The following is a 12074-nucleotide window of genomic DNA, read 5'->3' as shown; positions in this document are numbered from 1 at the left end:
GAAGCCGTGGCCCTGGGCATGGCCGTCGCCGTGCGCCTAGCCGCCGCGCGCGGACGCTGCACGGCGAGATGCGCCGCGCGGATCGTGGCCCTGCTGTCCGCGTGCGGATTGCCGGTGACGGCCGCGCCGCCGCCCCGTGCGGACGTGGCCAGGCTGGTGATACGGGACAAGAAGATGCGCGAGGGATCGGTGCGCTGGGTGCTGCCCGCGCGACTCGGCCGGGTCGTCCTGGATCAGCCGGTCGATCTGGACGACGCCCTGGCCGCCCTGGCCGGGTGAGAGCGCGGCCGGCACCCGTCAGCGCGCGTGTCCCGCACGGAGCGCGACGCGCGCGGACGGGTGCCGGTCCACACGATCACTTGGCCAGCATCAGCTTCGCGGAGGCGGTGCGGGAACCATCGCCGACGCGGACCAGATAGACACCCGACGCGACCGGAGCGCCCGCATCGTCGCGGCCGTTCCAGACCACCTCGTGGCGTCCCGCATCCAGTTCCCCGTCCACGAGACGGCGCACCACGCGGCCGCGCATGTCGTGAATGAACACGTCGATGGGACCGCTGCGCGGCACGTCGAAGGCGACCGTGGTGCGCGGGTTGAACGGGTTGGGCGTGACGCGGGTCACGGCCAGGGCCCTGGGCACCGGATCGCCGGCGACCGGCGTGGCGCCGCCGACCTGCTCCGAGTAGCCGCCCACGTGACCGGTCGCATCCACGGCCACGACCAGGTAGTAGCCTCCCGACGGGGTGTCGTCGATCCAGCTCTGGACCGGATGCAGCACGTCCGCGACCACGAGTCCGGGCGACGGCACGAACGGGTCGTCCGTCGAGTTGTAGACGACATAACGATGGATGTCGGGTTCGGTGTTCAGATCCCAGCCCACTTCCAGCCGGCCGTCGCCAAGATCTGTCAACTGGGCGCCCTGGATCGCCGCGGGTGCGGAGGTGACGGCGGCCGGGCCGCCGCAGACTCCCATGTCGTTGCGCGAGGCGTCCACGTCGTTGCAAGCCGCGTCGGGATCGCCCCGGTCCAGGCCCGGCGAATGCAGGGCCAATCCGTAGTCGCCGCCCCCGGCATCGACATAGAGCGGTTCGACGCTGATATCATGGATACCGGGCGTGAACAACAAGTAGTCCACGCCGTTGTTCCAGATCAGGTTGTAGTCCAGGTTCAGGGTGGTGACGACGCCGCCGATGCCGCCGCCCTGGTTGTCCGCCACGACGTTGTTGCGGAAGAGGAAGGAATCGCCGATGAGGATGCCCACGGCGCCCATGTTCGCGGCGGAAGACACGTTGTCCACGAAAGCGCAGTTCTCCAGCTCGACCGCGCCGGTCGAGTCCAGGAACACGCCGGCGCCGAGGGACGGCCCTACGTTCCCGCTGACCAGGACATTCCGCATCACTACGTCGGCCCCGAAGGCGTGCACGCCGCCGCCCATGGTCGTCACGGACGCGTTGCCGACGAAGGAGCCGCCCTGGACGAGCAGGGAACCGCCCTGGATCGCAACCGCCCCGCCCCTGGCCTCGGCCTGGTTCCCGACGAAATCGTTGTCCGAGAGCGTAAGGTCCGCGTTCTCCGCGTAGACCGCTCCGCCGTGGAAGGTGGTGTCGTTGCCCTCGAAATGATTTCCGGAAAGGGTGGCGGAGCCGCCCAGCACGTAGAGCGCGGCGCCCTCCTGGCCGCTGGCGCTCTCGGTGCAGTCGTTGGCCAGGAATTCGCTGTCGCTGATCTCTGCCGCAACGGGAGCGAACATCGCCACGGCGCCGCCTTGATCTGCCAGGCTGCCCGTGAAGGTACAGCCCTCGATGCGCGGGCTGCCTCCGTAGACGACGATCGCGCCGCCGACGCCATATCCACCGAACGGATCCGCGCTGTCGTCGATGAAGACGCAATCCTTGATCAAGGGCGAGGAGTTGCTGCAGTAGATGCCGCCGCCGTGGCGCCCCAGGGCAGGCATGCTGCCCATCAGACCGATGCAGTCGTGGAACTCGAGGCCGACCACGCCGGAATAGCCCGCGGGAGAGTAGCTGAAGACCATACCGCTCGCGGGAGACTGGATGCGGGTGGGATTGGCCTGGGAATCGCGTGAGACGAAGGAATCGTCCCAGCCGCCGATCACCCAGACGGAACCGCTGATGCCGACCGTCCCGGTGTAGTCGCCCGTGGCCACCAGTATGGTGTCGCGCCCGGTGCAGGCCGTGACTGCGTCGGTGATCGTATGGGCGGCGGTGGCCGGCGAGATGTATGGCGGGGTGTTGCTGCCCAGGGCGGATACGTAGACCGTCTTGTGGCCGATCACCGTGTAGTAATCGGAGATGTCGAAACCGTTGCGTGTGTCCCCATCGGCCACGACGCAGATGCGCAGCTGGTCCGTGGTGACGTTGGGGATCGTCCACATGAAGGAGCCGTCGTTGGGAGTGCTCTCGGCGATCCTGGTGTCGAAGACGCCGTGTTCGCCGACCCAGATGTCGACGTAGTCGCAGGGAGCATCCGTCGTGAGCCATTCGATTTCCAGCGACTCTTCGGCGAAATAATCGACTTCCGGGTCGGGACCCAGCAGGACCACGTCGACCGGCGGGACCACGAGCTGGATCTGGGTGACGTTGGTGCCGATGAGGGACGCGCCGAACCCGATGCTGAAGAGCCCGCCGTCGCCGAAGTCCGTGCCCCACGAGTTCTTGCAGATCCAGGCTCCGGTACCGCCACAGCCGCGATCGTCCCAGCCGACGATCAGGACGAGGTGATTGGTCCAGGGTCCGCCGGGCTCGTTGTAGCAACCCTCCGTGTAGCTGGGAAACGGTTCGTCCGCATCCATCGAGGAACAGACGGGCCCGTCCAGCAGGGCCGTCTTGATCTGGGTGACGGTGGTGGACACGTAGTACCAGCTGTCGACGAAGGCGAAAGGCAGGTAGGCGCTCTGCGTGCAGGGTGCCGTGGAGGAGGCGTTGTAGGGAAGCGCGGCCTCGCGCGTCAGACCGTAGGTCATGGCCACGTTGTAGACCGCAGAGGCCCAGCCGCCGTCGCAATCGGCGCCGTAGGGATTGCAGTCGATCGTCTGCTGCTCGGAGAGATCCAGCTCCTGGCCGTAGAAGATCTTCATGTGGGCTTCGATCTGGCCGATCCCGGCGAAGGCCCAGCAGGATCCGCACCCCCCCTGGTCCTTGGCGATCGTCAAGCCGCCCTGTGTCGCCCAGCTGAAGAACTCGGGCAGTTCCTGCTTTTCGTCTAAGGTGCGGAGCCTTTCCGCGTACTCGCGCTCGAAATCGGGCGACTGCTTGAAACCGAAGAGGTTGGCCCTCTCCTCGGGCGTGCGGCTGTTGATGAAGGTGTCGTCGGCCACCCAGTCCGCCAGGGCGGGCGTCGCGGTGACGAGAATGAGGCCGGCCAGTAGCGGGACGGCGCAACGGATGATCCGCGAGGGTGCAGTCGTACGCGAAAACGTATGCATCCCGATCCTTTCGCTGGGTCTGCTCGTGTTTGGCGGGGTGCGTCACGTGCGGCGGCAGAGCGGGAGCGAGCCTTCTCCGGGCCACGATGTATAATTATACTCGATCCCAAGGGGGTTTGGCAAACCGGCCCATCACAAATCATTCATCATATGACATGCTATTTTCATAATTCGGCTACCACATGCCCACCGGATCCACGTCCAGCATGACGTCCAGTCCCCGGGTCCGCGCGCCCATACGGCGGGCACAGTCGGCCAGCCAGGCCTTCTCCGCGGTGGACAAGCCGCCTTTGAGCAGCAGCTGGTAGCGGTAGCGGTCGTGCAGGCGCGGGAAGACGGCGGGCGCGGGACCCAGCACCTCCACCGCGGGGTTGCGCAGGCCGGCCCTGATCAGGTCGGCCAGCGTCGCCGCGGCTGCCGAGACCTCGCCGAGCCGGCGGCTGACCAGCGCCAGGCGGAGCATGCGGCGGTAGGGCGGATAGCCCACCTCGGCGCGGACCGCCAGTTCCTCGGTCGCGAAGGCCAGGGCGTCCTGGGCGGCGGCGTGGCGCAGCACGTGATGATCGGGCTGCCAGGTCTGGAAGATGACCGACCCGGCCCCGTCGCGTCCGGTGCGCCCGGCCACCTGGGTCAGGAGCTGGAAGGAACGCTCGTGCGCGCGGAAGTCGGGCAGCGAGACGCCATCGTCGGCCGCGAGCACGCCCACCAGGTCGACGCCCGGAAAATGGTGCCCCTTGGCCACCATCTGCGTGCCGACGAGTATGTCCGCTTCGCCGCTCGCGAAGGCGGTCAGGATGCGGGCGTGGCTGCCGCGGCGGCGGGTCGTGTCCTGATCCAGGCGCAGGATTCTCGCGCAAGGGAAATGAGCCGTCAGGGCCAGTTCAAGCTTCTCGGTGCCGCCGCCGGCCGGCAGGAATTCCGCCGCCCCGCATTCGGGACAGATCTCGGGTGCCGGTCGGGAGTGGCCGCAGTAGTGGCAGAGCAGGCGGCGCGGACGCAGATGCACCGTCAAGCCGATGTCGCAGTGGGGACAGGGAACGGCCCCGCCGCAGGCCGAACATTGCAGCACCCGGGCGAAGCCGCGCCGGTTGTAGTAGAGGATGGCCTGCCGTCCGCCCGCCAGCGTGCGTTCGAGACTTTGCAGGAGCTTGTCCGAGAATCCGTCCCCCGACCTCTCTTCGCGCATGTCGACGATCTCCACCGCCGGCACCTCCCCCACCGGGCGGTCATGCAATTCGACCAGCTGGTAGCGGCCATCGCGTGCGTTGCGCACGCTCTCGAGATCGGGAGTGGCCGAGCCGAGGATCACGAAGGCCCCGGCTTCGCGGGCGCGGACCAGAGCAGCATGACGGGCGTGGTACCGCGGCTTCTCCTCCTGCTTGTACGAGGAGTCGTGCTCCTCGTCCATGACGACCAGCCCCAGAGCCCGCAGCGGCACGAACAGCGCGGATCGGGGTCCCACCACCACGCGCACCTCGCCGGCGGCGGCCGCTTCGTGGACGCGGCAGCGTTGACCGGCGGACAGACCGCTGTGAAGGGTCGCCACAGCGTCACCGAAGCGTTCACGGATCCGGGCTTCGGTCTGGGGCGTGAGCGCGATCTCGGGCAACAGGTAGACGGCGGAACGACCGCGGTCCAGCGTCTCGGCGATGGCCCTCAGGTAGACCTCCGTCTTGCCGCTGCCGGTCACGCCGTGCAACAGCAGCACACCGTAAGCGCCCCGGTCGAGGTGGTCCACGGCTGACGCGACGGCCCGCGACTGGTCGGCCGTCAAATCGACCACACGGCGATCGCTCAGGGGAAACGCGGCCGGCCTGCGCGCCGTGGCGCGGGCCCTGGTGCCTGGAGACGGCGGATGGAACAGGGGTACCAGTTCGCCGGCCGGCAGGGCGTAATAGCCGCACATCCAGTCCAGCAACCGCCGGCGGTCGTCGGTGATGGCATAGGCAGGCCCGAAACACCTCGACAGCGGACGGAGCCGGTGGCCGTCGCGCTCGACGACCTCGCCTGGCGTCCTGCTCACGGAGACCACCATGCCCGCCACCGCCTTGCGGCGGCCGAACGGCGCGGCGACCAGATCCCCCGCACGCACGGGATCCTCCCAGGCCTCCGGCATCAGGTAGGTGAAAGTCTGCGGCAGCGGCACGGGCAGGGCCACCTCGACCAGCGCCGTACCGTGCTCGTTCTCGTTCCCTCTGGTCAACTGGTGCCTCCGGCCGGAGAGGATACACGCACGGCGGCCGGGGAGCAACGCCGGCGCCGCCGGCAGAATATTATCGACACTCTTCACCTGCCGGGTCTTGACCCGGCCAGATAGCAGTAATCATCTCGGATGTGGAGCCGATAATATTCTGTGAATGTCAGATCGTCGGCAAGAGCGAGGGCCTGCCGCTTGGCTCCATGGAGGGGTGATGACGATGATCCGAGATCTCATTGGTCAGGCACGACGGCTGTCCCGGGCCCTGCTGCTGATGTGCGTACTGATGATCATTCTGGTGCTCGTCGTCTGCACGGTGCCGATGGACATCCTGCACCTTCTGCTTCAGGATCCGGCCGCGGCTTACGATCTCCCCTTCAATGCGGGGATGGTTTCGCACCTGGGCGTGCTGCTCTGGATCGTCGTCGGCGTCTTCGCGTCTCGGGTCGGCCGCGCAAACAGGGGTGATCACGCGCTGGGCGGTCTCCTCTGCTGGGCAGGATGCTTCAGCATCGTCCTCGGTCTGGACGACCTCTTCCTGCTCCACGAACTGGCCATACCCGGCGTGGGCATACCCGAGTTTGCCGTGCTGGGCGTGTATGGCGCCTTGCTGGTCGCCCTGATCTGGACCCACCGCCGCACGATACTGGCCACCGACTATCTCCTGCTGGTGCTGTCCAGCACGGCCTTCTGCCTCTCCATAGTCTTAGACGAAGGTCCCGATATAGGATTGCCCCTGTTGTGGCGTCTCGGCCACACGCCGCTGGAAGATGTCTTCAAGCTGGTGGGCATCGTCGCGTGGTGCGCCTACTTCCTGCAGACGGGCTTCCATTTCGCGACCGGCGCCAAGACGCGCAGCGGTGCTGCAACTGCTTGATATCCAGGCGACTACAGGTTCTTTCCCCGCTCGCCTTAATGATCGTGTACGATCAGAAACGAGGAGGTATCACGACTACTTAACATGATACAGGGGGGAATCTATCATGAACGTAGCCAGAACATGCCGCACGCTCGCTCTCGCGCTCTGTCTGCTCGGCGGCGCCTTCGCCACCGGCGCCGGAGCCCAGCCACTCGCCGATCCCTTGGCCACGCCGTCTCACTGGCACTATCCGGATCCCCAGACCACGGCGACTTTCGGCACGCCCACCAATCCGGCGCTACCGGCCGACTTCTTCGGTCCCGGCTCGGATCCCTTCGAGGGACAGGTCACCTTCGAGGGCGTGCCCCTGGACGAATCGGGTTTCGGCAACGCCTCGACGCTGATGCTGCGCGGCGATCATCCCGTGCTTCCAGCCGATCCGATCGGCACGCAGGGCACCGTCGACGTCGAGATCGTCGAGCTGACCCTCTACTCGTGGTACGATCCGATCGTCGTCACCTACGATGGCGGCGCGTCCCAGAAGGCCTGGTGGGTCGAGCTCAGGCTTTCGGCGATCCCGCCGCCGCCGGGCAGCCTGACCGCCACCAAGACACACGCGAACGGCGGCACCTTCGACGCCACCCTGCCGGTGCAGCCGAGATTCGTGTTCGAGCAGACCGAAGACCACACGGTGGTGATCCTGGACACGGGCCTGGAGGGCCTGACTCCGCTGGATCTGGCGATCATCGAAGCGCCCTGGGTCCACGCGGTCGATCCCGCCCTCGGGGTCGTCGCGCCCTCCGACGGCGTCTTCGTACCCGGCGTCCGGGAGTGGGCTCCCGGCGACTCGGGCAGCCAGTGCCCCGAGATCATGCTCGCCGTCGAGCAGTTCGACTCGCTGGTCCACACGATGATCCCGGCGACATGGTTCCCGGAGCCGGATCCCTTCGTATCCCAGCCCGGCGACGGCATCCAGGGGACGCAGATCGTCTTCGGCCAGGATGTCCCCCCACCCCTTCCCGCCGATTTCTTCGGGCCCGGCTCGGATCCCTTCGAGGGGACCGTCGCTCTGGTCGGCGAACCGCTGGGCGCGACCGAATGGGGCGATTACGAAGTCGCCGACACGCTGCTCAAGCGCTCGGGCGATCCCTTCGACCGCTGCGCGCTCCCCTCTCCCGACTCCCGACTCGTCTATCTCGAGATCGTCGCCCTGAACCTGCGATCCGTCGAGCCCATCACCGTCACCTACTTCGGCGGCATGTTCCCGGAGGCCTGGGACGTTCACGTGGGTCTGTCGACCGCCCCCGTGCCCGTGTGGGGTGAGATGGAGGCCTTCAAGACCCACGAGAACGGGGGCACCTTGCGGGGCTACTTCGAGCTCCAGCCGTTTTACACGTTCACCCGCGTGGGGGACGGGTTCCAGGTGATTCTCGACACCGGCCTCGAGCAGCCGCCGCTGTTCATGGAGTTCACGGACGGGCACTGGGTCCACACGGTCGATCCTGCCCTCGAGATCCTGGCGCCCTCGAACGGACGCTTCGTGCCCGGCGTGCACGAGGAGATACCCGGCGATCCGATCAGCCAGTTGCCCGTCGCGCTGGTCGCCCAGTATTTCGACCTGGACAGCCGCCTGGTCCTCTGGCCCGCTCCCGCCCCGATGGTGGCCGTGAACGACCTGCCCGCGCTGGACCATCGCGTCCGGGCCGTGCCCAATCCCTTCAATCCAGCCACGGAGATCCGCTTCGAGCTGGAGCGTGGCGGTCCGGTCCGCCTGCGCATCTTCGACGTGCAGGGGAAGCTGGTGCAGACCCTGATCGACGGCGACCTGCCGCGGGGCGCCCACTCCACGACGTGGCGCGGGACGGACGACCGGGGCCGGCGCGTGCCGTCCGGAGTCTACTTCGGCACCCTCGAAGCCGACGGCGCAGTGCGGACGACGAAGATCGCCGTCGTCAAGTGACGGCCGGCCGGACCGCCTGCACGCGGCGCCATGGCATCACACCGGACGGAGCTGTGGCGAGGGGGAGTATACGATAGTAGGGGCGTCGCTACATCGTGTCGCGGCGCCCCTCTCCCCTGCAAGCGGAGCGTGCAGGGTGGATCGGCCTACTTGGCCACGCCCAGGTACTGCTGGACGGTATCGAGCAAACGTTGCGGACTGAAAGGCTTGGTCATGTAGCCGTCGGCCTTCACTTCGTCGCCGCGGGCGCGGTCCTCGTGGCTGTTGCGGGCGGTGAGCAGGACCACGGGGATATCCCGGGTATGCACGCTCTCCTTGAGACGCCGGCAGGTCTCGAACCCGTCCAGACGCGGCATCATGACGTCCATGATGATCAGATCGGGCGACTGTTCCGCCGCCACGCGCAAGGCTTCGTCTCCGTCGGCGGCCTGCAGGACGCAGTAGCCCTCGGCGTCGAGACTGAAATCGAGGATGTTCAGGATGTAGGGTTCGTCGTCGACGATCAGGATCTTGCGCAACGTTTCGCCTCCAGTGCGTATTCCATTTCCGCGGACACCCGCATCTTACCTGCGACCGGGCGCGGTCCGCCCGTCACTTCACCCGTTCGAACTCCTTCTCGGACTGGTCTGCCTGCTCGGGCGCGCGATCCGGCTCGACGGCACCCGCCGCCAGGGAGCGGGCTTTCTGGATCTCGACTATGCGATCCTCGTAATTACGGGCCTGCTCCACGTAGATGGCCACGCAACGCGGACAGAACTGCTTGCCCGCGCGCTGTTCGATTTCCGCGAGAGCCTGGCCCAGGGACATGGCCCGCCGGTACGGCCGCCCCTGCAGCATGGCCGTCATGCTGTCGGCCAGGGACAACAGCCTGGACCCGAGCGGGATCCCGTCCCCGGACAGCCCTTCCGGATAACCGCTCCCGTCGTATTGCTCGTGGTGGTACAGGACCACTTCGTGCACATCGGCCGGAGCGTTCAGCGACTTGATCATCTCCAGGCTGATGTGGACGTGCTGCTGGATGATCTCCCACTCCTCGGGCTCCAACGGGGGCGTCTTGTGCAGGATGTCGTCGGGAATGCCCGAGAGCCCCAGATCGTAGGTCTGCAGGGCGAAGGCCAGCCCCATCAGATCTTCGCGCTGCAGGTGCATGCGCTGGGCGGCGGCGATGCAGATCTCGTGGCACACCTCGGCCAGCTCGTCGTGACGGGCCCTGCGGATGGCGACACTCTTGCGCAGCGCCTGGCTCAGGTTGGCGAATTCCCGGTTGCCCCGCTGTAGCTCGCCGACGCGCGCCAGGATGTGACCCAGGCGCGCGGACAGTCCGTCCAGCAGCAGCTTGTCCCGCTCGGTGAACTGTTGTCCGTCGAGTCGGTTGTTCACGTTGACCACGCCGACGATCTGATCGTCCCGCCGGATGGGTGCGCTGAGCAGAGAGCCGGTCTCGTAGCGCGGACGGGAGAAGTCGTTGAGCACCCGCTCGTCCGTGGCCACGTCCTCGACGAGGATCGCCTCGCCCTGCATCCAGACGCGCCCGGCGATCCCCTCGCCGCGCAGCAGACGGGTGTCCTGCACCACGGCGTCCTCGAGCCCCATGGCCGCCTCGATCACGAGGTGTTCGCCGCCCTGGTCGGGCACCATCAGCGACACGATGCGCACGCGCATCAGCTCGCCGATCCAGTGGATCAGCTTCTCCGCGAACTCGGGCACGTCGCCGAAGATGGCGTGGCGGCCTTTGTTCTTGCCGCGCCTGATGATCTCGTCGCGGCGCGGCAGCAGCGCGTTGAAGCGCACGCCCCGCGGCTGCACGCGTTCGCCCCAGATGCGTCCGCCGTGGCGCGCGACGATGTCGCGGCAGATGGCCAGGCCGATGCCCTGGCCGCCGTGCTCGCGCGTCGAGGAGCCGTCCACCTGGTAGAACCGGTCGAAAATGTAGGACATCTTGTTGTCCGGGATCCCCATGCCGTTGTCCTCGACCACGATGCGCACCGAGGACACGCCGTCCATGACGGACAGGTGCACCTTGCCGCCGCTCGGCGTGAACTTGAAGGCGTTGTCGATGAGATGGCGTACGAGCTGGCGAACCAGGTCGGCGTCCACGCCGAGCAGTATCTCGTCGCGATCCAGATGGACCGAGAAGTCTATGTTCTTGGCCTCGGCCTGGTTGCGGGCCGCGCCCTCCAGGCCGCGCACCAGGGCGACCAGGTCGGCCTGATGCCGGTTGAAGGTGACCTGCTCGCGCTCCATGCGCTCGAGATCCAGCAGGTTGTTGACGATGCCCGTGAGCTTCTCGCTCTCGTGGTGGATCACCTGCAGGAATTCGCGCTGGGCCTCCTCCTCCATCTTGGCGCGCCCGTGCAGCAGGGCTTCGCTGTAGGCCTTGATGGACGTCAGGGGCGTCCGCAGCTCGTGACTGACGTTGGCCACGAAGTTGTTCTTGAGCTCGTTGTGGTAACGCAGGCGGTCCGCGGAGCGCGTCAGCTCCTGATTCTGGTTGTGCAGGCGCGAATACAGATCGGCCGAGGCGATGGCCGTCGCGGCTTGCTGGGCGAAGAGCTCCAGCATCTGGATGCACTGCAGGGACGGTATCTTGCGGTCGACCGGATCGTCCACGCTCAGATAGCCCACGATCTCGCCTTCGGGCGAGGTCAGGGGGATGATCAGGGCGTCCTCCTCGTGCCACTCCCCTTCCTCGCGCACGCCCAGATCCGGCGTGTAGCCGCCGGCCATGGCCTGGTCGGCGCCCTCCATGTCGTGCTTGATGAAATAGCTGTTGGACACCTGGAACTGGGGCAGAGCGAGCTTGCGGAACTCCGCCAGCGAGACCGGCGTGTGCTTCAGATACTGCACGCCCGCCTCGTCGATGCCCGCGTAGGCGCGAGCCTCGAAGGTGCGTTCCGCCAGGTCGTAGATGCGCAGCAGGACCATGCGGAAACCGAGGGACTCGCGCACGGACTCCGCCACCTCGCCCAGGAGATGGTCGGGATCCCGATAGGCATGGATGCGCGCCGAGATCGCCAGCAGGCTCTCCAGTCCGCGGACACGTTCCTGCCGGTCCCGCAGGTCGCGGCTGCGCTGTTTCACGCGCCAGATCTGCCAGCACATGCCGGCGGCCAGCAGGAGGATGGCCACGGCGTAGGGCCAGGGCCCGCCTGGCGCGGCAGCGACACCGGAAGGGATTATGGCCATCACCTCGCTGATGTTGTTCATCGATCCTTTCCTCTCAACCAGGGGAATCCGGCCCTGGTCGCGACGGCCTCGCGGATCTCCTCGACGAGCCTGCTCATGACGAACGGCTTGTCGAAGAAGAGGTCCGCGCCGGCTGCCAGCATCTCCTGCTTGGTGGCGGAATCGGTCCGGGCGGACAGTGCCACGATCACGGTGCTGTCATAGCCGTGATTGCGGCGTATCAGGCGCGTGGTGTCGATCCCGTCGAGTTTGGGCATCATGATGTCCATGACGATCACGTCCGGCCCGAAACCGGTGACCTTGTTCATGCAGTCGATGCCATCACGGGCCAACGCGACCTCGCATCCCTCGTTGTGCAGAGCCTGCACCAGCAGGCTGGCCAGCGCGCCCTCGTCCTCGACGATCAGAACCTTCATGCCGTCCATCT

The 12074-nt window shown here is 66.9% G+C and carries 8 protein-coding genes; 3 read left to right on the top strand and 5 right to left on the bottom strand.

Annotation, left to right across the window (positions count from 1 at the left end; all coding sequences use genetic code 11):
* Positions 1 to 279 (top strand): 3-dehydroquinate synthase (locus KJ554_07950; GenBank protein ID MBU0742261.1); only part of this gene is annotated, 279 nt, incomplete at its 5' end.
* A gap of 76 nt (positions 280 to 355) precedes the next feature.
* Here the strand turns inward: KJ554_07950 and KJ554_07945 are convergent.
* Both KJ554_07945 and priA read right to left on the bottom strand, forming a co-directional pair.
* Complete coding sequence (locus tag KJ554_07945) at positions 356 to 3445, bottom strand: right-handed parallel beta-helix repeat-containing protein (protein ID MBU0742260.1); 3090 nt, start codon at positions 3443 to 3445, stop codon at positions 356 to 358.
* A gap of 175 nt (positions 3446 to 3620) precedes the next feature.
* Positions 3621 to 5648, bottom strand: coding sequence for a primosomal protein N' (priA, locus tag KJ554_07940; GenBank protein MBU0742259.1), 2028 nt, complete (start codon positions 5646 to 5648; stop codon positions 3621 to 3623).
* Between the two features lie 208 nt (positions 5649 to 5856).
* On the opposite strand from priA, the gene KJ554_07935 reads away from it, so the two are divergent.
* Both KJ554_07935 and KJ554_07930 read left to right on the top strand, forming a co-directional pair.
* Positions 5857 to 6519 (top strand): hypothetical protein, encoded by a 663-nt coding sequence (locus tag KJ554_07935; protein ID MBU0742258.1) that lies wholly within the window; start codon positions 5857 to 5859, stop codon positions 6517 to 6519.
* Between the two features lie 106 nt (positions 6520 to 6625).
* The gene (locus tag KJ554_07930) at positions 6626 to 8461 is read left to right on the top strand and encodes a T9SS type A sorting domain-containing protein (GenBank protein ID MBU0742257.1); all 1836 of its coding nucleotides are present in this window, start codon (positions 6626 to 6628) and stop codon (positions 8459 to 8461) included.
* Between the two features lie 146 nt (positions 8462 to 8607).
* Here the strand turns inward: KJ554_07930 and KJ554_07925 are convergent, their stop codons facing one another.
* From KJ554_07925 to KJ554_07915, 3 genes are all read right to left on the bottom strand, one after another.
* On the bottom strand, positions 8608 to 8979 hold the full coding sequence (locus tag KJ554_07925; GenBank protein ID MBU0742256.1) for a response regulator: 372 nt from the start codon (positions 8977 to 8979) through the stop codon (positions 8608 to 8610).
* A gap of 73 nt (positions 8980 to 9052) precedes the next feature.
* Positions 9053 to 11668, bottom strand: a complete 2616-nt coding sequence (locus KJ554_07920) for a GAF domain-containing protein (GenBank protein ID MBU0742255.1) — start codon at positions 11666 to 11668, stop codon at positions 9053 to 9055.
* On the bottom strand, positions 11665 to 12072 hold the full coding sequence (locus KJ554_07915) for a response regulator (protein MBU0742254.1): 408 nt from the start codon (positions 12070 to 12072) through the stop codon (positions 11665 to 11667). Before KJ554_07915 ends, KJ554_07920 begins: the two co-directional genes overlap by 4 nt.
* Between the last annotated feature and the right edge of the window lie 2 nt (positions 12073 to 12074).

This window comes from bacterium, assembly GCA_018814885.1.
Taxonomy (GTDB): Bacteria; Krumholzibacteriota; Krumholzibacteriia; order LZORAL124-64-63; family LZORAL124-64-63; genus JAHIYU01.
This window is presented reverse-complemented; position numbering and strand designations above follow the sequence as displayed.